Annotated in this window: 19 protein-coding genes and 1 tRNA gene; 10 read left to right on the top strand and 10 right to left on the bottom strand. The window is 28.2% G+C overall.

From position 1 onward, the window contains the following. Positions 1-61: 61 nt before the first annotated feature. Positions 62-1,609: a transcription termination factor Rho gene (rho, locus tag DB723_RS01130; protein WP_151551525.1), complete on the top strand. Its 1,548-nt coding sequence runs from the start codon at positions 62-64 to the stop codon at positions 1,607-1,609. 82 nt (positions 1,610-1,691) lie between these two features. Beyond that, on the top strand, positions 1,692-1,937 hold the full coding sequence (locus DB723_RS01125; RefSeq protein ID WP_151551523.1) for a type B 50S ribosomal protein L31: 246 nt from the start codon (positions 1,692-1,694) through the stop codon (positions 1,935-1,937). 36 nt (positions 1,938-1,973) lie between these two features. Here DB723_RS01125 and DB723_RS01120 read toward each other — a convergent pair whose 3' ends face one another. Then, on the bottom strand, positions 1,974-4,889 hold the full coding sequence (locus DB723_RS01120; RefSeq protein ID WP_151551522.1) for an insulinase family protein: 2,916 nt from the start codon (positions 4,887-4,889) through the stop codon (positions 1,974-1,976). A gap of 15 nt (positions 4,890-4,904) precedes the next feature. After that, on the bottom strand, positions 4,905-5,606 hold the full coding sequence (locus tag DB723_RS01115) for a hypothetical protein (protein ID WP_151551520.1): 702 nt from the start codon (positions 5,604-5,606) through the stop codon (positions 4,905-4,907). Positions 5,607-5,731: 125 nt separating this feature from the next. Between DB723_RS01115 and serS the strand changes: the two genes are divergently transcribed. Further along, complete coding sequence (serS, locus tag DB723_RS01110) at positions 5,732-7,009, top strand: serine--tRNA ligase (RefSeq protein WP_151551518.1); 1,278 nt, start codon at positions 5,732-5,734, stop codon at positions 7,007-7,009. On the opposite strand, the gene dusA is transcribed toward serS, so the two are convergent. After that, positions 6,999-8,006: a tRNA dihydrouridine(20/20a) synthase DusA gene (gene dusA, locus DB723_RS01105; protein ID WP_151551516.1), complete on the bottom strand. Its 1,008-nt coding sequence runs from the start codon at positions 8,004-8,006 to the stop codon at positions 6,999-7,001. The two genes, serS and dusA, sit on opposite strands and share 11 nt — an antisense overlap. A 69-nt stretch (positions 8,007-8,075) precedes the next feature. Between dusA and DB723_RS01100 the strand changes: the two genes are divergently transcribed. Genes DB723_RS01100 through DB723_RS01080 form a run of 5 tightly spaced genes read left to right on the top strand, consistent with a single transcriptional unit; the run spans position 8,076 to position 12,997 of the window. Further along, on the top strand, positions 8,076-8,438 hold the full coding sequence (locus tag DB723_RS01100) for an SIMPL domain-containing protein (RefSeq protein ID WP_228459387.1): 363 nt from the start codon (positions 8,076-8,078) through the stop codon (positions 8,436-8,438). After that, entirely contained in the window at positions 8,439-9,146 is a 708-nt protein-coding gene (locus DB723_RS01095; RefSeq protein WP_151551514.1) for a 6-phosphogluconolactonase, read from the top strand. Then, positions 9,133-10,350 (top strand): flagellar motor switch protein FliG, encoded by a 1,218-nt coding sequence (locus tag DB723_RS01090; protein WP_151551512.1) that lies wholly within the window; start codon positions 9,133-9,135, stop codon positions 10,348-10,350. Before DB723_RS01095 ends, DB723_RS01090 begins: the two co-directional genes overlap by 14 nt. After that, entirely contained in the window at positions 10,350-12,134 is a 1,785-nt protein-coding gene (locus tag DB723_RS01085; protein ID WP_151551511.1) for an alanine--tRNA ligase, read from the top strand. Before DB723_RS01090 ends, DB723_RS01085 begins: the two co-directional genes overlap by 1 nt. Before the next feature lie 41 nt (positions 12,135-12,175). Next, complete coding sequence (locus DB723_RS01080) at positions 12,176-12,997, top strand: ZIP family metal transporter (protein ID WP_151551509.1); 822 nt, start codon at positions 12,176-12,178, stop codon at positions 12,995-12,997. A gap of 2 nt (positions 12,998-12,999) precedes the next feature. On the opposite strand, the gene pstB is transcribed toward DB723_RS01080, so the two are convergent. The 4 genes from pstB to DB723_RS01060 form a co-directional block, all read right to left on the bottom strand. After that, on the bottom strand, positions 13,000-13,782 hold the full coding sequence (gene pstB, locus DB723_RS01075) for a phosphate ABC transporter ATP-binding protein PstB (RefSeq protein ID WP_151551507.1): 783 nt from the start codon (positions 13,780-13,782) through the stop codon (positions 13,000-13,002). Beyond that, on the bottom strand, positions 13,783-15,219 hold the full coding sequence (pstA, locus tag DB723_RS01070; protein ID WP_151552913.1) for a phosphate ABC transporter permease PstA: 1,437 nt from the start codon (positions 15,217-15,219) through the stop codon (positions 13,783-13,785). A gap of 104 nt (positions 15,220-15,323) precedes the next feature. Further along, positions 15,324-16,232, bottom strand: a complete 909-nt coding sequence (pstC, locus tag DB723_RS01065) for a phosphate ABC transporter permease subunit PstC (RefSeq protein WP_151551505.1) — start codon at positions 16,230-16,232, stop codon at positions 15,324-15,326. A gap of 89 nt (positions 16,233-16,321) precedes the next feature. Continuing rightward, positions 16,322-17,161 carry a PstS family phosphate ABC transporter substrate-binding protein gene (locus DB723_RS01060; RefSeq protein ID WP_151551503.1) on the bottom strand — a complete coding sequence of 280 codons (840 nt, stop codon included), beginning with the start codon at positions 17,159-17,161 and terminating at the stop codon, positions 16,322-16,324. A 167-nt stretch (positions 17,162-17,328) separates the two neighbouring features. Here DB723_RS01060 and efp point away from each other — a divergent pair, with 167 nt between their 5' ends. Together efp and DB723_RS01050 are read left to right on the top strand one after the other, a co-directional pair. Beyond that, positions 17,329-17,907 (top strand): elongation factor P, encoded by a 579-nt coding sequence (gene efp, locus DB723_RS01055; RefSeq protein ID WP_151551501.1) that lies wholly within the window; start codon positions 17,329-17,331, stop codon positions 17,905-17,907. Further along, on the top strand, positions 17,885-18,538 hold the full coding sequence (locus DB723_RS01050) for a hypothetical protein (protein ID WP_151551499.1): 654 nt from the start codon (positions 17,885-17,887) through the stop codon (positions 18,536-18,538). The genes efp and DB723_RS01050 overlap by 23 nt, the downstream gene beginning before the upstream one ends. A gap of 11 nt (positions 18,539-18,549) precedes the next feature. Here DB723_RS01050 and DB723_RS01045 read toward each other — a convergent pair. The 3 genes from DB723_RS01045 to mutL form a co-directional block, all read right to left on the bottom strand. After that, positions 18,550-18,623: transfer RNA gene (locus tag DB723_RS01045), tRNA-Ile, on the bottom strand. Between the two features lie 27 nt (positions 18,624-18,650). Continuing rightward, entirely contained in the window at positions 18,651-19,685 is a 1,035-nt protein-coding gene (locus tag DB723_RS01040) for a coiled-coil domain-containing protein (protein WP_151551497.1), read from the bottom strand. Positions 19,686-19,705: 20 nt separating this feature from the next. Next, positions 19,706-21,541: a DNA mismatch repair endonuclease MutL gene (gene mutL / locus DB723_RS01035; RefSeq protein WP_151551495.1), complete on the bottom strand. Its 1,836-nt coding sequence runs from the start codon at positions 21,539-21,541 to the stop codon at positions 19,706-19,708. Between the last annotated feature and the right edge of the window lie 4 nt (positions 21,542-21,545).

Raw genomic sequence — 21,545 nt, 5'->3', positions numbered from 1 at the left:
TTAATAATAAGTAGATTTTTATAAAATCCTTTCTTAAAAAATTTAATTCTTAGAGGAAAATATGGATAAAAAAAATGGTGGATTTGATTTAGAAGGTGAAATAAGGCGATTGGATGTTTCTAAAGAGTTGAAGATTGAAGATAATTCAAAAAAAAAGGTAATTAAAGTTGTTGCTAAAAAGGATTCTACATATAGCTTGACAAAATCTGCAGGTTTAAGTGGTACAAAGGATTCAAACGGTGTAGTACTTTCTGAGTTTGATTATGATATTTCTGCTTCTGGTTTAGAAAATAACATTAAAACTTTAGAGCAAAGTAATATCATCAAGTTTTTTAATGGTAAAGATTATGTAGAGATTGAAAAACTTTATGATAAGCCAATTACAGAGGTTAGAAAAGTTGTTGAAGGGCTTGGGACCAATCATACTATTGCTGTAACAATGAAAAAAACAGAATTAATATTTTTATTGGTAAAAATATTAAGTGAGAATAATATTGATGTTTTATTTACAGGCGTGCTTGATGTTCTTAGTGATGGTTATGGGTTTTTGAGAACGGCATCGAATTCTTATCTTTCAGGAGGGAATGATGTTTATGTCTCTCCTTCTCAGATTAGACTTTTTAATTTAAGAACGGGAGATATTTTATATGGCCAAATTAGATCGCCTAGAGATGGTGAGAGATTTTTTGCTATGGTTAAAATTAAATCTATTAATAATCAAGATCCCACGTTTGCTCAAAACAGAATACCTTTTGATAATTTAACTCCTCTTTATCCCAATATTAAATTGAATCTTGAATATGAAAATTGTAATATTTCTACAAGGCTTATTAATCTTTTTTCACCTATAGGTAAGGGGCAAAGGGCTTTAATAGTCTCTCCCCCAAAAGCGGGAAAGACCACTTTGCTCCAAAAAATAGCTAATGCAATAACTACTAATTATTCGGATGTTATTTTGATGATATTGCTTATTGATGAGAGACCAGAAGAAGTTACAGATATGATTCGTAGTGTCAAAGGTGAAGTAATTGCATCTAATTTTGATGAGCAAGCTAGCAGACATGTCCAGGTGGCAGAAATGGTTATTGAAAAGGCAAAAAGGCTTGTTGAAAACAAAAAAGACGTTGTTATTTTGCTTGATTCTATTACAAGGCTTGCAAGGGCATATAATCAAACTATGCCAACTTCTGGCAAGATTTTGTCAGGCGGAGTAGATTCTAATGCTTTACATAAGCCAAAGAGATTTTTTGGATCTGCTAGAAATATTGAAGAAGGGGGGAGTTTAACTATTATAGCTACTGCTTTGGTTGATACTGGTAGTAAAATGGATGAAGTTATTTTTGAAGAATTTAAAAGTACTGGTAATATGGAATTAATTCTTGATAGAAGTTTGGCAGACAGAAGGCTTTTTCCTGCTATTAATATTAAAAAATCAGGGACAAGAAAAGAAGAGTTACTTCTTAGTGAAGAGGAGCGTTCTAAAATTTTACTTATTAGAAGGATACTCGGGGGTGTTGATGATTATGAGGGAGTTGAAGTTCTAATAGAAAAGATGAAAAAAAGTAAAAATAATGAAATTTTTTTAAAGACAATGAGCAATGGTAATTAAATAAATTGACATTATTTTTAATGTAATTTAAAATATGCTCTGGATTAATTAAACTTTAGTGAAGGTTTAAGAGGAAGGTTTTATGAGAAAAGATATACATCCTAAAAATAATTTAGTTGTATTTAAAGACGGGTCAAATGGAGCAATGTTTTTAACTAGGTCTACTTTGAATTCAAAGGAAACTATTAAATATATTGATGGAAAGGAATACCCATTAATTACTGTGGAGATTACAAGCAAATCGCATCCTTTTTATACTGGTCAACAAAAGTTTGTGGATGCAGCAGGAAGAATTGATAAATTTAATAAAAGATATAAAAAGTCCTAAAAATTAGTTATTTTTGCATTAAATTTTGAGAAAATATTAATAAATTTTTTTTAAATTATATTCTTTCCCTATTAATTTTTCCAGGTTGTTTTTTTCTTCTTCATATTTTTGATTATTTACTAAAGATGTAATGCTACTATGTTGTTTTATTTGTTTTAGAACCTTTTCGGATATTTCTTTAATGTCTTGGGGTGTAATTGTAAAGTAGGCATTTCGAATATCTTGCCTTAAACTATCGCTAATATTTAACATTTTTCTTTTATAGCTTTGCAAAGCTTCTGTAGCTTTGGTTTTTACATAGATGTTAGTTCCTATTAAACCTATCAAATAGGTATAAATTTCTTCATTTTCCAGTTTATTTTTAGCCAATTCTTCTAAAGAATTTTCAAAAGCCAAATACGTTTTAATGAAGTTAGGGTCTCTGTAGGATGCAAAAGAGAAAATTCCGTTAGTGATTGATGCGCTTGCTCCGTACGCACCGCCCATTACCCTTATCTTTTCCCAAAAAATCCCACTTCTTAATATATGTTCTAAGAAATTTGCTTTTGGATAATTTTCATCGTTGATTTTGTAACTAGGGAAACATATAGCATTGAAAGCTACTTTTGATTGGATAATTATTATTTCTTTTAATGTTTTATTGTTTATTTCAATATTGAGCAATTCGTTGTAATAATTATTTTCTTTTAGGCTTTCTTTTAGATTAAACAATTCATTTTCTAAGTTCTTAAGAACATCGTCAGTGTTTCCTATTATTAGTGTGGATAGATTGTTTTTTAAAATTATTTTATTTTTTAAATTGTCTAATTTGTTTGCAATTTCTTTTAAAGACTCAGTATCTGTTTTTATTTTTTGCCAAAATTCTCTACCTGTTATTCCATTTTGCAATTCTTTTAAATATTCATTTAATTTTAGCTTTGACTTGGCCCTTAATATTGCTAAAAGATGTCCTTTTGGGATTAATAATGATTTAAAATCGTTTTTCAAGCTTAGTATTATTTCTTTTAATCTCTCATAATCATGAAAGTTAATATTGATTAAAATTTCTTTAATCAGTTCAAATGATTCTTTAACTTTATGGTTAAAAGATTTAAAGCCAATATTAAATAAATTCAAAATGTTTCCATTAATATCCTCGTCATAACTTTCAGATATATTTATTTGTCCCAAAGTATTTTGTATTTTATTGTTAATATCTATGTAAGAATAGTTTTTTGTAGACAAATCTTGGAGAGCTCTTTTAAATAAAGATAAGTATATATAATCTTCTTTTTCTAAAAAATTTAGTTTAAAAAATAAGTTTACGTTAAAAATATTGTTATTCTTAAATTTAAAAGAATGCAGATTAAGCTCTTTTATTTCGTTAAGATCTAAACTTTTTTCTATTTGTTTTGGTAAATCTTCTATTTTTAGCAAAGGAAGTTTTGCTATATCTGCTTTAGAGTCTTTTTTATTTTGATATTTTTTAAACTGATTAAAATCTTTTTTAAATTGTAAAAATTTTTCTGGATTTTGTTTAATTTCAATTTCTTTTGCCATTATTTTTTTTTCAATTTTTTCTTCCATTTCTTTTTCTGTGTCGTATGATGGAATAAAGCTTATTAATGTATAGTGATTGTTGCATATTAGATATTTTTCGATTAAATTTTCGAAATAATAAATTCCTTTTTCCAATTTATTTTCAATTTCATTTATATAGTGGCTTGTTTTTAACGTTTCGGCCGGATGCATACCGTTTAGCCATCCTTTGAAACTTTTTATCATTAGGTCGATGGGGAGATTTTGTCCTTTTTCTTCTTTTAGGGCGAATTCGTAGCCAAAAAGAATTCCTTTTATTAGCTCTTTTGGAATTTTATTTTTTACTAAATTTTTAAGCTCACTAAAAATTAAATTTTTAAATTCTTTTTCTTTTTTTTCAACAACATTTTGAAGTCCAAATGAAAAAACAGATTCTTTTAAATCTGTATTAATTCCGCTAATATGTGCTATATCTTCGCCAATTCCGCTTTTTAAGATATTAACTGTAAATGAACAAGAATCATCTAAGAGTATTTCTGAGAGAATTTCAAGACCAATGCTGTCTTCAATATTGTTAATTTCTGTGCAAAGCCAATTTATTGCGTATACCCCAAGAGTATTATCGTTTTCTTTAGGAATTTTGTATGTTAATTTTTTCCCCTTTTCCCATCTCTTGGCGGGGTTTATATCAATATTAACATTGCTTTTTTCTTTTTTATAAGGTCTTATTATATACTTTTCAATGAAATTTAGATTTTTTTCAGTCTGAGTGTTGCCAAATAAAAATATTTTGCAGTTTTCAAGTGTATAATATTTTTGATAAAAATCTAAAAAACTTTCATAGGTTAGATCAATAATGTTTGTTGGGATTCCGCCCGAATCGTATTTATATGCTCCTTCTTCAAAAAGAGAACTAATCGCTATTTCGTTGATTAGAGAATTTTTGTTTGAGTAATTGCCTTTCATTTCATTAAAGACAATTCCAGAAACTTTAAAATCTTTTGGATTTATATTGTATCCTTCTTGCATAAATGCTTCTTTTTTAAGCAATGGTTGAAAGATAGAATCGGCATAGATATTAAATAAATTAAAATAGTCTTTTTCAATTGTGGATGCTGCTGGATAGATTGTTTTGTCTGGAAACGTCATTGCATTTAAAAATGTGTTTAGGCTTCCCTTTAATAGGTAAAGAAATGGGTCTTTTATTCTATATTTGTTAGAACCGCAAAAAATTGTGTGTTCTAAAACGTGTGCAACCCCTGTATTGTTTGAAGGGATTGTTTTAAAAGCTATGCAAAATGCATTTTCTTTAAAAGAATCGCTTTTTAAGTGAAATACTTCAAGACCGCTTTCATGTTTAAAATAAGACCCTTCTGCATCATATTCTTCTAGATAAGTTTTTGAAATTAGTTTAAAAATTTTTTTCTTTTTCATTCGTGACTTTAATCCTTATTTTACAAATTGTGCTATTTCGCTTTCATTAAATTCAAATATGTTTTGATATTCCTCTGTGTCGTCTAGTTTAAATGTATATTCAGGAAATTTAATAATAATTTTTTTGTTTTCAAAGTAAATTACTGCTTGTTGTAAGTCAAATATTAATTCGTTAGGCAAGATTTTTCCTTTAATTTTTTTTATAAAAAATGGGAATGCTTCATCTGTTTTGATTATGTTGTCAATATTATGAATATAATTTCCTGTGTCTTTAATGTAATAGCTTCTGCAATTTGTAATAGGGCTGTCATGGATTTCTTGAGTTGAAGTAAGTATTATTGTATAAGTATTGTATCCATAGTAAATTTCGTAGTCTATTTTTAAGCTAAATTTTTTATCCTCAGGTTTAAGCTCGTTACTAACAATGTCAAGCCTTGTTACAATTTGACTTACATGTTCATTAATTTCATTATTTAATTCCTCTAGATTCCCCTTGTCTTTCCCTTCGATTATTAATTTAGGTATTCTAATGTTGTATTCGTAAAATTTTGATTCTTTTTTTGAGTTCATTGAATTTATTATTAAAGAATCCATTTTGGTGCTATTTGAGTTAATATCTTTAAAATTGATCTTAGTTATTTTTTTTTCGCATCCATTAAAGATCATTAATGTAGATATTAACACAAAAGCTGCCTTTATTGTTCTTAAACTTAGCATACGATGTCTCCCTGCAGATTTATTCTAATCCTGCTATAAGATATTATATAATAACCTTGATATGAATTAATATTATTTGTAATTTTGTTTAAAAATTTTACTTAAGACATATCTTAGGAGATAAGATGCTTGATCTGAAATTTATTAGAGATAATCTTGGTCTTGTTAAGAAAAGTATTAATGCAAGGGGCCTTGTTTTAGATATTGATAAGTTAATTTATCTTGACGATAAAAGAAAAAAAATAATTACTAAAATTAGTGAGCTTAATGCGAAAAAAAATGAAAATGCTTCTAAAATGGTAAAAAATCTTGACAAGGTTTTAAAAATCTCTTTAGTAGAAACCGGAAAAATTTTAAAAAAACAGCTTTTTGATCTAGAAGAAGAGCTTGAGAGAGTATCTTTTAATTTTGATCTTGAAAATAAGCGTGTACCTAATATTTTGTCGCCCGATGTGCCTATTGGTAATAGCGAGGAAGATAACTTTGAGATAAAAAAAGTGGGAACTGTTCCAAGCTTTGATTTTAAGCCAAAAAATCATTTAGAACTTGGTAGAGATTTAGATCTTCTAGATTTTGACAGAGCACGCGAGGTTAGCGGTAGTAAATTTTATTATCTTAAAAATGAGGCAGTTTTTTTAGAAATTGCTCTTATTAATTTCTCTTTGAATAAATTAAGAGAAAAGGGTTTTAATGTTTTTATTACTCCTGATGTTGCAAGAGAGTTTATAGCTGATGGTATTGGTTTTAATCCTCGTGGTAACGAAAGCAATATTTATAAGATTGAAGGTACAGATAAATATCTTGTAGGTACTTCTGAAATTACGCTTGGTGGTTACTATTATAATAAAATAATAGATTTGACTTTGCCAATAAGAATGGCAGGATTTTCACATTGTTTTCGAAAAGAAGCCGGAGCATATGGCCAGCTTTCAAAAGGTCTTTACAGAGTTCATCAGTTTAGCAAGGTAGAGATGTTTTGTTTTTGCAAAGCGGAAGAGTCTGAGGTTATTCATGACGAATTTTTAAGTATTCAAGAGCAAATTTTTACTGAACTTGAGATTCCTTATAGAGTTTTAAATATTTGTGCTTTTGATCTTGGTGCCCCAGCTTATAAAAAATATGATATTGAAGCATGGATGCCCGGAAGAGACGGTAAGGGCAGTTATGGGGAGGTAACTTCAACTTCAAATTGTACAGATTATCAGTCAAGAAGGCTTAAGATTAGATATAAAGATAAAGATGGGCAAAATAAATTTGCACACATGGTAAATGGAACAGCAATAGCTACAACTAGAGTTATTATTTCCATACTTGAAAACTTTCAAGATGAAAAAGGAGGAGTTAGAATTCCAAAAAGTTTGGTTAAGTATACAGGTTTCGATTATATTCCTTTTAAGAATTAGAATTTAGTATTTTTTCTGGCAATGTTTCTATAGCTTTTAGCAATATTTCATGTTTTTTTAAGTTTTTTGGAAATGGTGCTGTTAAGTTTTGTCTAAATTTTTTAGCTCCTTCTTTGGAAAATACGATTCCCATAAGATGCTTGAATAATATATTTATTGACAAGTAATTTTCGTATTCTTTAATGTATTCTACCATTTGCATCAATATATCTTTTCTTGTTGGAATTTTATCAGTTTCGTTTAAAAACTCTCTTGAAGCGTTTGCAATAAAGTATGGATTTTCAAATGCACTTCTTCCAATCATTACAGAATCAACAACAGATAAGTGTTTTTTGATTTGCTCTAAGTTGTTTATTCCTCCGTTTGTTTCAATAAATAAATTTTTATTCTCTTTTTTTAGATTATATACAAATTCATGTCTTAATTTGGGGATATTTCTATTATTTTTAGGGGAAAATCCTTTTAATATTGCAACTCTTGCATGTACAATAAAATTTTTGATACCAAAATCTGAGATTATTTTGACAAAGTTTTTTACCTCAGAATAATTTTCGTTTTTGTAATCACTAGGTAAAAGTCTAACGCCTAGTCTATGTTTAATTGAAATAGGCTTATTTGTGCCTTCTTTCATTGTTTTTAAAATTTCACCTACTTTATTAGCATCTCTCATTAGGCAAGCCCCGTAGTTTGCATTTTGGATTTTTAGAGATGGACATCCAACATTAAGATTGTATTCATCAAAATTGAAGTGTTTTTCAAGAATTTTAATGGCTTTAAGAGCATCGTTTTTAGAGTTTGTTGCTATTTGAATTGCAATTGGAGATTCTAATGGTGCTTGTTTTACAATTTTTTTTAAATCCCCCATAATTATTGACTTTGCAGAAATCATTGGGGTATATAATGCAACTTTTTTTGATAATAGCCTTATTAAATACCTAAAATGCTCGTCTGTAATGTTTACCATTGGAGCTATGGATATTTTACGATTTATTAACATTACATAATATGTTAGAATAAACGAGCTAATTTAACAATTATTTGTTCTTTTTTTAGGAGGAATTGTTATATGCTTTGGAAAAAGGATTTATTTTTTTTACTACTTTTCCTAGCATTGTTAATTATAATTTCTTACAAAAGAAAAAACATTAATACTAAGAATGGTAGCTACATTCCAGTTAGGGGCACAAGCGAAAAAGAAATCTTTTTAACATCTTCGAGTTGGAATTTACAATATGATTTAAGTATTAATGTTGTTAATGACAACATTAAAGAAAATAACTTAAATTTATCTAATAATAAGATCAAAAATTTTTTTATTAAATGCGGATTTAATGAAGATTATGTAAAAAAAACTTTATCGTTAAAAATATTAAAAATTTTTGTAACTATTGTTTTATTATTTAGATTAATATGTACTAAGGGAAATTAAATGGAGTTTTTATATTCTGATGAAGAGAATTATTTAAAAAATAGATTTTTTGATTTTTTTAATATGAATATAGATAAAGATAAATACACAAGTATTGGAATTTGTGGTGGTCGAAGTATCCTTACTTTTTTAAGTGTTTTTCTTGAACAAAATTTTTCTTTTAGAAGATCACATTTTTTTTTGGTTGATGAGCGGTGTGTTCCATTGGATAACGAGAATAGCAATTATAATCTTTTAAATAGACATTTTTTTTCCAAAATGGTTGAAAAAAATTTAATAAGCGCTTCCAAGTTTCATGCTTTTTTTTATAACGAAATAGATGAAACTACAGCTATTCATGACTATAATATTGAATTTAATTCTAGGTTTAGTATTTTTGATTTTATTTTAGTTTCTGTTGGTGAGGATGGCCACATTGCATCGCTTTTCCCCTCAAGAAAACTCTTGTTTTCAGATATAGAAGGCTATCAGTATGAATACAATTCTCCTAAATTCCCTAGCAAAAGAATAAGCTTGACGCCAAAGTCTTTGTTTAATTCAAAAGCAGTTGTTTTGTTATTTATGGGTATTGATAAAAAGCGTGCTTTAGAAAATTTTTTAAGTTTTAATACCTCTATCAATGAATGTCCAGCCAGACTTCTTAAAGAGCATCCCAATTTACTAGTTCTTACAAACATTAGAAGAGATGAAATTTATGCAGGATCCTAGGCTTTCTAAGTATAAAAATACTAAAAATTTAAGCAAAAAAACCATTGAAGAAATTGATACTTTAAGTTTAAATAAAAACTTTTCAGATTCAGAGATTCAAGGTTCTATGCTCAGATCTTGGATAAATCTTATTAAAGGTAATAAAAATAAAGTGCCTGCTGAGACCAACCCCAATAGTATTAAAGATTTAAATCCGGGGTTTATTCGTAAAGAGAGTAAGGTTACAAAGATTGCAAAATATTTTTTGGCTATTGGGCTTGAAAAATCTGCAAAGATTATGTCTGAACTTGATGATTCAGATATAATCTTAATTACTAGAGAAATTTCAAAGATTAGTTATATTTCTCCAGAAGAAAAAGATCATATTATTAAAGAATTTGAAGAGTTGTTAAGAAATCAAAAAAGATATGTTAAAGTTGATGATAATTTTGCTTATGAATTGTTAAATAAAACGTTAGGGAAATCTAAAGCAAAATCAATTTATAAAAAAGTTACTGGCAATGATATTTTTATTCCTTTTGATTATTTGTCTCAAATTGAGCATGAACAACTTTGGGCATTAATTAAAGATGAGAATATTAAAACGCTTGTCATATTATATAATTATTTAAATAAAGATCAGAAAAAGTATGTTTTTTCAATGCTAGAAGAAAAAGATAGAAGAGAATTTGTAAAAGATCTTGCTAAACCAAGGCAATTGAGCATGGAGACAATAGAGGCAATTTCAAATAAGCTTAAGGATAGATTTAAGATGCAAGGGTGTCTTAAGACAGATAAACTTGATGGATCCAAGATACTTGTCGATATTTTAAGCTATATGGATTCTAATGAGGAGAAAAATCTGCTCAATAATATTAATATGAAAGATTTAAATCCTGCTGTGTACAGCGAAATTCGAGAAAAAATATTTGATATAAATGTAATCTTGAGAATTATGGATAATGACTTACATAATATTTTAAGAGAGTTTACAGACAAAGAGATTGCAATTATTATTAAAGATAAAACTGATGAGGTTAAAGATAAAATACTTTCAAATGTTTCAAAAAGACGTAAAGAAATTATTTTAGATGAAGAAGCTTTCTTAGGAAAAATAAGTAAAAAAGATTTAAAAACTATGACGCTATCTTTTATCAATTATATTAAAAATTTAACTTTAAAAGGCGATTTAATAATATATAGAAAAAATGAGGAATTTATTTAATGACACTTGATGAGTTGCGTAGAAAATATATTGATTTTTTTAAATCAAAAAAACATTTTGAAATAATGGGTAAATCATTGGTTCCTGAAAATGATCCTACAGTTCTTTTTAATACAGCTGGCATGCAGCCCCTTATTCCTTATCTTCTTGGAGAAATACATCCATCAGGAGATATGCTTGTTAATGTCCAAAAATGCTTAAGAACAGGTGACATTGATGAGGTTGGTGATTTAAGTCATTTAACTTTTTTTGAAATGCTTGGAAATTGGTCTCTTGGGGCTTACTTTAAAGAGCATTCTGTAAAGTGTAGTTTTGAATTTTTGACGTCTTCTGATTATTTAAATATTTCAAAGGACAGTCTTTATGTAAGTGTTTTTGAAGGCGATCAAGAGATTCCACGTGATACAGAGACGGCCAAAGTTTGGGAGAGCTTAGGTATTCCCAAAGACAGAATATATTATCTTTCTAAAGATCATAATTTTTGGGGTCCTGTTGGATCTAAAGGACCTTGTGGTCCAGATACTGAAATATATGTGGATACTGGAAAGAATAAGTGTTCTGCTGATTGCAATATTACGTGTTCTTGTGGCAAGTATTTTGAAATTTGGAATAATGTTTTTATGCAATACAATAAAGACGAAAATGGTAATTACATAGAACTGGACCGAAAATGTGTTGATACGGGTATGGGGCTTGAGAGAACAATTGCTTTTTTGCAGGGCAAATCTTCAGTTTATGATACAGATGCATTTATCCCTATAATAAAGAAAATAGAATCTATTTCTGGTAAAATTTATGGACAAAAAGAAGACTATGATAGATATATTAGAATAATTTCTGATCATGTTAAATCGGCTTGCTTTATTCTTGCTGATAGTTCTGCTATTTTACCTTCCAATTTGGGTCAGGGATATGTTTTAAGAAGGCTAATTAGGCGCTCTATTAGGTACGCGAAGAAGCTTGGAATAAAATCTCATTTTTTATCTGATCTTGTTGATTCTGTAGAGACTATTTATAGATCTTTTTATAATGAATTAACAGAAAAAAAAGATTTTATTAAAAAGGAATTGAGCACAGAAGAAGAAAAGTTTTTTAAAACTTTATTTCAAGGTGAGCAAGAATTCATTAAAATAACACGAAATTTACCTTCCAAGACTATTCCTGGCAATATTGCTTTTAAACTTTACGATACTTATGGTTTCCCATATGAAGTAACAGAAGAGCTTGCTTCTGAATATGGCTTTAATGTTGATAAGTCAGATTTTAATGAATATTTTAAAAAACATCAAGAGGCTTCAAAGAAAGGGAGTGACAAAATCTTTAAAGGAGGGCTTGCTGATTATACTTATGAGACCACCAAGTTGCATACAGCTACTCATTTGCTTCATAAGGCACTTCAATTAGTACTAGGTGATCATGTTAGGCAAAAAGGAAGCAATATTACTGCTGAGCGATTAAGGTTTGATTTTGTTCATTCTGAAAAGATGACAGATGATGAAATAAAAAAAGTTGAAGAGATTGTTAATTTACAGATAAAAAATTCTTTATCTGTAAAAAAAGTTATAATGGAATTAAGTGAGGCTCGAGAAAAAGGCGCTATGGCGCTTTTTGGGGAGAAATATGATAATTTGGTGAGCGTTTATGAGATAGATGGATTTTCACTTGAAGTTTGTGGAGGTCCTCATGTAGAGAATACCAACGAACTTGGTACTTTTAAAATACAAAAAGAACAATCCTCATCTTCAGGGGTAAGAAGAATAAAAGCTGTTTTGATTGATGAGTAAAATTGTTTATTATTTGTTGATTTATTTTAATAGGGGGTCTTATGACAAAATCAATTTTAGATTATTTATTGACTTTGCATCCTGTATTATTGGGGCTTTTAGGTTCTACTTTCACTTGGTTTACTACAGCTTTTGGAGCAGCAGCAGTTTTTTTCTTTAGAAAGGTAGATAATAAAATAATGGACGCTATGCTTGGCTTTTCAGCAGGCATTATGATAGCGGCTAGTTTTTTTTCGCTTATTAAACCAGCTATAGAAAGAGCTGAAGAGCTTGGATACATTCCCTGGATGCCAGCTGTTTTTGGATTTCTTGTTGGTGCATTTTTTATATATATTGTAGATGTATTTGTTCCAGATCTTGATAAACTTACTTTTATTGATGAAGATTTGACTAAACATGGTAAAAAAGATTTTTTACTCTTTACTGCTGTTACTTTGCACAATTTTCCAGAAGGATTAGCTGTTGGAGTTGCTTTTGGAGCTTTAGCATCTAATCCAGATATTCAAACTTTAGTTGGGGCCATGCTTCTTACACTCGGTATAGGCATTCAAAATATTCCGGAAGGAGCTGCTATTTCTCTCCCGTTAAGAAGAGGTAATGTTGCTCTGTTAAAATGCTTTAACTATGGTCAAATGTCAGGACTTGTGGAAATTGTAGGGGGACTTATGGGAGCTTATGCTGTTTATTCTTTTACCCGAATTTTACCTTTTGCTTTAGCTTTCTCAGCGGGAGCTATGATTTATGTGTCAATTGAACAATTAATACCTGAGGCTAAGAGAAAAGACATTGACAATAAAGTGCCGAGTATATTTGGTGTTATTGGTTTTACATTAATGATGTTTCTTGATGTTTCATTAGGTTAAGGTTATCCAAATTTTCCGCTGATATATTCTTCAGTTTTAGCATTCTTAGGATTAAAGAATAGTTCATCAGTTGGGCTTTCTTCTTCAATGCATCCATTAAGGAAAAATGCGGTTCTGTCAGATATTCTTCCTGCTTGTTGCATGTTATGGGTTACAATGATTATTGTGTAACTTTCTTTTAAGTTTATTATTAGTTCTTCAATTTTTCCTGTTGATATTGGATCTAGTGCAGAGGTGGGTTCATCCATTAGTATTACATTAGGTTCTATTGCAAGAGTTCTTGCAATGCAGAGTCTTTGTTGTTGTCCCCCTGACAGACTTAGGGCATTTGTATGAAGTTTGTCTTTGACCTCTTCCCAGAGTGCAGATTTTTTTAGTGATTGTTCTACTATTTCATCTAGTTGGTTTTTATCTTTTGTTCCGTGAATTTTTGGGCCATAGCTTATGTTGTCGTAGATAGACATTAAAAATGGGTTGGGTGTTTGAAAGACCATTCCTATTTTTCTTCTAAGTTCTAGGATATCGAAATTGTTTGAATAAATGTTTTTCCCTTCATATATTACATTGCCTTCTATTTTAATGCCTTCAACAAGGTCATTCATTCTGTTGAGAGTTCTTAAGAATGTTGATTTGCCGCAGCCAGATGGACCTATTAAAGAGGTAATGCTATTTTTTAATATTTTAATATTTATTTCTTTTAAAGCTTTAAAGTCTGCATAAAATAGATTGAGATTTTCTGTTTCTATTATAATTTCGTTTATCGGTTTATCTTTTTCTTTTACCACTTATTTAATCCTATATAATTTATTTATTAAAAATTTTGATGTTAAATTTATTATGAGTATCATTATTACAAGTATTGAAGCTGTTCCAAATCCTTTATCCAGGTGTCCTTCTTGAAATAGCATCAGTAAGTGTACAGTTAATGTTCTTGATGGTTCATTTAAATTTGTTGCAAGTCCCAAGTTTGTTCCCATTGTAAAAAGCAGTACAGCTGTTTCCCCTAAAGCTCTACCTATTGCAAGAACCATTCCTGTTAGTATTCCAGGAGCAGCTGCTGGAACCATAATTAAAATTATGGTTTCTGTTTTGTTTGCTCCCAAGGCGAATGAAGCATATTTGTATGATTTTGGGATTGTTTTAAATGCTTCTTCGGTTGTTTTAACAATCATTGGTAATATCATTAGGGAGCTTGTTATTGCTCCTGAGAGTATTCCTATCCCAAAAATTGGAACAAAAAATATTAGTCCAAAAAGTCCAAAAATTATTGCAGGAATTGAAGACAATATGTCAACACTCATAGATAGCATTTTATAAAATATTTTGTTAGAAGTGTATTCAGCAAGCATTATGCCAGTTCCTATTCCAATGCATATTGAAATAGCAGTTGTTAGTAGTATTACATAAAAAGTATTTAAGATTAAGTAGGAAATTCCACCATATGCACCAGAATCTCTTGGAATAGATAATATGAAATTTAAATTCAAAGGACTACTTTTAGTAAAGTAATGCATTTTGATAAAGGGTGCTTTAAGATTTTGAAAATAGTGCCAAGGTACAATTGCTAGTGAGCCTTCTGTTTTTTCTATGGTTTCTATTATTTTTTCTTCTTGATCAAAATATTTTATTATTCTTAATTCAATATCCTTTGATATTAAATTAACCCATTTTTCTTTACCTTTAATGAGTTTTTCAATTTCATCAATACCCAGTGTATTGATTATTTCATTTTCATTTTTTGTTAAAGTTTTTTTACTTATTAGGACAGACATAGTTTTTATTTTTAAAGCTTTAATATTGGGATATAAATTAAAATCTAGGGATTCAAATTCTTCTTTTGTCAAATAGCTTATAGAGCCTATTGTGCTGTTTATGGTTTGAAGCATTTTTTTTGTAGATGGTTCAATTTTTATGTATTTTTTTTTAAATGTATTGTTTTTTATTAGTGTTTTTAGAATATCTTTGTTAGATATACTGCTAAGTGAGTTGACAATGGGTATAATGTCAATTCCTTGATCTGAAATGCTTCCCCAATGCGAAATTTTATTATTATATATCTTGTAAATGTCTTCTATTGAGATTTCATCTATTTTGATATTTTTGTTAATAATAAAAGCAATTTGTATTTCTTTGTTGTCTTCTGTTTTAAATGGCACGAAGCTTTGAGTTTCGTTTAAAAATAAAGTTTGTTTTTTTTTGAAATAAAAAAAAGAGTTGTACAATATGTATGTTATTAGAAAAATTAACAAAGCTGTTAAAAAATATGCAATAAAATTGATTATAAAGAAATAGAATTTGTTGATCAGTTTGTTAATTTGAGTTTTGGTCACTTTTTCTTTAACCCTTTGTTTGAAGATAGTATGAAATTTTTGAGTAAATTTGTAATTATTGAAAATAGTAACAGCACTAGAGCCGTAGAGAAGAGGGCTTCTCTGTGAGTCCCTGAGGCATATCCCATGTCCATAGCAATATTTACAGTTAGCGTTCTAATGGGAGAAAATACATTTTTTATAAAAAGGGGAGATCCCCCTCCGACCATTAATACCGCTACTGTTTCTCCAATAGCTCTTCCTATTGCCAATATTGTTCCTGCCAAAATACCTCGACTAGCCGAGGGTATTATTACCTTATATATTGTTTGCCAGTCTGTTGCTGCTAACGCAAGAGATGCAAATTTATACGATTTGGGAACGGCTTTAAGTGACGAATAGCAAACGCTAATTATTGTGGGAACTATCATCATACTTAAAATGAGTGATGAGCTTATTAAGTTGTATCCCAAATTGTCTTCTCTTTGAAAAATGTTTTTTACTAAAGCGGCAATAAATGTGCTTCCAAAAAATCCATAAACCACACTGGGGATTCCTGCTAAAAGCTCTATTATTGTTTGTAAAAATTTTCTATAAAATCCTTTTGCTTTTTCAAATAAATATATTGCAAATCCCAATCCAATTGGCAATGCGATTAAAATAGAAAAAAGTGTGGTCAAAAAGGAATTCATTATGAATGCTAAGATTCCATAAGATTTGTGTAGATTATTAGTAGGATCCCAATTTGTACTAAGTAAAAAGTTGAAAATTTTAATTTTGTTATTGATAAATGGTGTTATTCCGGTTTTTAAAATAAATGCACCCAAAAATATTATTGATAGGGAGCTTATTATTGCGGATATAAGAATAAAAGATTTGAAAATAAATCCAACTATCTTTCTTTTTGTCTTTAAGCTTAGATGCATTTTTTAGAAGAATTCCTTGAAGCTCATGCCAACTTTAAATTGTATTACTTGACTTAATATTAAGTCAAGTTTTTTTTTCTTTAATTTAATTATGTTTTTATCCCCAAAAAACCTTGTTCTTCAACGATATCTTGTCCGATTGAGTTTGTCATAAAGTCAATAAATTCAGTTACGCTTTTATCCTCATATTTATTATTTGTAACTATTATTAAATTTCTTTTAATGGTGTATTTATTGCTATTTATTGTTTTTTTTGTAGGGTATATGCTGTTGATAGAAAGTATATTTAAATCTTTTTCTATTGAATTTTTTGCGTACCCAAGACCTATGTATCCTATTGAGTATGGAGTGAGGCTTGTTTTTTCAATTACTTCTCCATTAGATTTTACTACTATACCATCCTGTCTAAATTGAGATTCTTCGTGAGTTTTAAATATTTTTTTAAGAAGTAGATCTTTTATAGATGAATAAGAACCAGAAGAGGAATCTCTATTAATAAAGTTGATTTTAGCATCTGGGCCTCCTACTTGTTTCCAATTTTGAATTTTTCCATTTAATATTTTAGCTAGATTTTCTTCTGTAATATTTGTAATTTTTACTTCAGGACTTGTGATGAAAATTAAAGCATCATAAGCGAATACAGTTTCTTTTGCCCCTTGTTCAATTTCCTCTTTTGTTAAATCTCTTGATGATATTGCTATTTTATATATTTTGTTGAATAGACCGTTTATGCCGACACTGCTTCCTTGTGCATCGTATGTTACTTTAGTATTACTGTTTATTTTATTGTATCTTAAAATCATTTCGTCTAGTATTGGGCTTACAGTTGTAGATCCCCCAATTGACACAATTTTTTCATTGTCTTGATTTTTACAGTTGTATAATAAACTTGTTGATAGCATAAAAATTAAGATAATAAATTTTTTCATCAACTAAACTCCTTTGTTTAAATATATAATATCATTAATTTAAAATAAGTCAATTGTAAATTAACTTTATTGATTAAGTTGTAATTGGGGAATAATAGCAAATATTTTGATTTTTTGGTATAAATTACTACTAGTGATTTGTATGTTAAGTTTTAAGAGGTACTTAAATGGCAGTAGTAAAATCTGGTGAGATTGAGAAAGGTTCTTTTTTGCTTATCAAAGGGGCCCCACATATTGTTCTTGAGAGAGAATTTTCAAAAACAGGTAGGGGAGGGGCAATAGTAAGGTTAAAGCTTAAGAACTTAAAAAATAAATTTGTTATTAGAGAAACTTTAAAAGGGGCAGATACTGCAGAAGCTATTGAAATTCATGAGGTTAGTGCTCAGTATTTATACAAAGATAAAGACGTTTTGGTTTTTATGGATTTAGAGAGTTATGATCAAGTTAGTTTGGACTTAAAGGAAAGTGCTAATTTACAAGATAAGATGCTTTTTTTGCAGGAGTCTGAAATTTATTCTCTTATAATGTTTGACAATGTGGTTATTGATATTAAGCTGGCTCCAAAGATTGCTTTTGAGGTTATAGAAGCTGAGACAGCTGTTAAAGGCGATACTGTAACAAATGCAATGAAAAATATTACTCTTAATACAGGACTTGTAATAAAAGCTCCGCTTTTTATTAACGTTGGAGATAAAGTTTTAGTTAATTCTGAAACTAAAGAGTATGCAGAGCGGATTAAAAGTTAAATTAATATTGTTTTTTTGCTTTATTGTTTTTTCTTGCGAAATAAATTATCCAGAGATAAAAGAACTTGATTATAAGGTAAATTATTATTTTACTGAGAATCGTTTGGATTACTTCATGAGTTTTGATTTTGCAATTAAAATTCTAAATCCAAAAGATGTTTTTAAATTATCAATAAAAAATAAAAACACCAGAGAGTTTATTCAAGTGACCAATAATAATTATAGTTCTTTTTTTATTGATTCTGTTCTTGGCAAGGATATTCTATATTGTAGAGATTTGAGGTTTAATTTTTTTGATAAGACTTTTGAAGATTTTGCTGCATGTGTTCGTATTTTTGACAAGGGCATGAGAGTATATAGTAGAGAGTTTGTTATTTCTTTAAGTATGTCAAAAGATGATTTAGATGATGTTCACAATTATGTATACAATTCTAAAGATATGGCAATGTTAAATAAGCTAAGTAATTCTAAAGTATTTTTTGTTAAAACTTTTAAAGACAAACTATATCCTGCCTCTTCAGTTGTTAAAATTGATTCAATAGATGCTTTGGAGATTGATAAAACATTGGATAATTACATAGGGTTTTATTATGTCGAAAAAAATTCAAATCTTTTTTTTAAGGTTAATTAAAAAGATCAAGTTGGGCCTACCAGGACTTGAACCTGGGACCTACCGATTATGAGTCGGGTGCTCTAACCAACTGAGCTATAGGCCCTTAGCTTTAATTTATTATATTTATTTTTTATTCATTGTCAAGTTCATTTTGAATAACTTCTATTTTAGAAGTTAACTCATTTAATTTATTATTAATTTTATCTTTTTCTTTTGTTAAGGTTTGCATCTTTTGTTGAATGTTTTTTATTTCTTCCTGTTTTGTTATTTTTATTAAATCATTATTTAAGTTTAATGTTTTTTGTTTTATTTTTTCTATTTTTTGGATTAGTGGACTGATTGCATTGTTTTTAGTTGCAATTTTTTCTTTTTTTGTGGTTTCAATAAATTCTTCAGCAATTTTTTTAAAAATATTTTCTTTGTTTTTTGTAATAAGGTTGATTTCGTTTTTTATTTTATTCTTTTTGTATATGTTTTCTTTTTTGCTTGTATGTATTATTTGCTTTATTTCTTCTTTTATGCTTTTTATATTTATTTTATTTTCATTTAGCATTTTAAATTCTTTAACAATTGCATTGGCTAATTTTTTATTTAATGAAAATTCATTTATTATGCTTTCAAAGTTTTCAGAAGAATAATATTTTGTGAATATTTGTTTTTCAAATTCTTTTGATATTTTGTATGCATTTATCATATTGATGATATTATTTCTTGCTGAGGTTACTTTAAGTATTATTCTTTGTAAAAAATTTTTTGTTTTATGATCGTTTTCTAATTCTATTTTTTTATATTTTTCAAGTTTTAATTTAGAAAAATTCATGTTATATTTTGATGTTAATTCTAGATTTTGAGGATAAATTTTAATTATTGTTTGAGCAATTTCTTTAAGCTTTTTTTTATATGATTTTCTAATAGATTTATATTCTTTTTTAAGAATATAAATCTTTTTGTTTAAATTTTTTAATATGTTTTCATTTTCTTCTGATTTGCTTAAATTGATTTTCATTTGGTACAATTCTTTTTCTGCTAATTTTAGATTAGGATAGTGGCTTAAATTTTTTAATTCTACTGTATTATTATTTTTCAATACCTTCCCAAGTTCAATTAAACTTTTTTCTTTTTCTATCTTTAACAAGTTGATTTCGGATTTGATTTTTTTTATCATTGGGAAGCTCTGATTTTATTTTATGCTCTGTCAACTTTTTTTTCAAGCTCAAATTTAGATATTTTGTAATAAATTTTTCGTCCATGAGGACAATGTTTTATTTCTAGCTTAAAAAATTCATTTATTAAAAATTTGCTAAATTCAACGCTTAATATATCATTTGTTTTAACAGCCTTTCTACAAGCAATAGTTGCATATAAATCAGATTCAAGAGAATTTATTGTCCTACTTCTTCTCGATTGAAAAAAGTTGATAAGAGTATTTTCATATTGATTGCAAATATTAGGGATAGATTCAAGTTGATATTTTTTAGGACCTATTTTAGAGATTATAATGTCCAATTTTTTGTATTCTTCGATTTCACTATCTATAATTTCTTCTATGTTTGTATCAACTATTGGAAATTCAATTGGTATTAAAAGCTTTTGAATAGTTTTTTTTGAGTTCCTAAGTTTTTCATATATTATTTTTTCATGAACTGCGTGTTGGTCTATAAAGTAAATTTCATTTACTTTTTCAACAATTAAAAATTCAGAGAATATTTGTCCTATGTAGTTAAATTTTATTTCTTCTTTTTCGTTTTTGTTTGGCAGCTCTTCAAATTCTAAAAAGTTGTCAGAGAAAATGTTTTCAATGTTTTCCTTAAGCGATGGTCTATTTTGTATAATTGAATTGTAGCTTCTAAGGTCAATATCGGGTTTTGTTATGTTATTGCTTGGCTCGATTGCATTATTGTCTGTTTCTAAATTTTTGTTTTGTGGTATATCATATGTGTTGGTTTTATTGAAGTTTTCTGTTTGGTGTATCATTCCTATTAAATGATCATCATCTGTTAATTGTCTTTTTATTATTATGTCTTGGCAGTTATTTATGTCTTTATCGAAAAAATTATTAATGTTGTCAGAGATTAGTTTAAATAAAAATGGAAGATTGAAAAATCTTACTTCTTTTTTTTGAGGATGTACATTAAAGTCAATATACTCAGGGTTTATTTCTAAGAATAAGTAACATATTGGAAAGTTCCCAGGGGAAAGTATTCTGCTGTGACCATTAGTTATTGCTTCTAAGAGATCTTTTTGATCAATGAGTCTTCTGTTTACAAATGTTTTAATATGTCTTTTGTTTTTTTTAGAAAAATTTTCTGGTGCTAAGAATATTTTTATTTTTATATTGTCATGTTCTTTTTTTAAGACTCTAAATTTATTATTTTCTATTACATTTCCATATACATTTTGTACTCTATCAATTAACGATTCTTTAAAGTAAATTTTTCTTAGTTTTTGATTTAAATTAATCTCGAAATTGATTTCGGGATGGGTTATTATTTTTTCTTCTAAAACCTTTAGACACATTTTTGTTTCAATGGGTTCTTGCTTTAAGAATCTTTTTCTTGCTGGAAAGTTGTGAAATATTTTTGTAACATCTACTATTGTTCCGTTTATGGCAGGTTGTTTTTTAAAGCATTTTTCAATTCCATTTTCTACTTCTATTTTATAGCTTTCAGTGCTAGTTGTTGAGCTTGTTATTGAAATGTTGGAGCAAATTGCAATACTAGAGAGCGCTTCTCCTCTAAATCCTAAAGTTTCTATTTTCCTTAAATCTTCTTCTGATGATATTTTTGAAGTAGTGTGTGGCAGATAGCAGATTTTTAAATCTTCTTTATTTATTCCGCTTCCATTATCTATTATTAAGATTTTGTGAATTCCCCCTTCTTCAAGAAAAACCTCAATTTTAGTAGCTCCAGAATCTATTGAATTGTCTAGTAGTTCTCTTAATATTGAACATGGTCTATCGATTGATTCTCCTGCTGCTATTTTTTGAACCAAGTATTTATCTAAGAATCTTATTTTGTTCATTTAA

The sequence above is a fragment of the Borrelia maritima genome, from assembly GCF_008931845.1.
Taxonomy (GTDB): domain Bacteria; phylum Spirochaetota; class Spirochaetia; order Borreliales; family Borreliaceae; genus Borreliella; species Borreliella maritima.
Note: the sequence above shows the minus strand (reverse complement) of the source record. Positions and strands in the feature narration are given on the sequence as shown.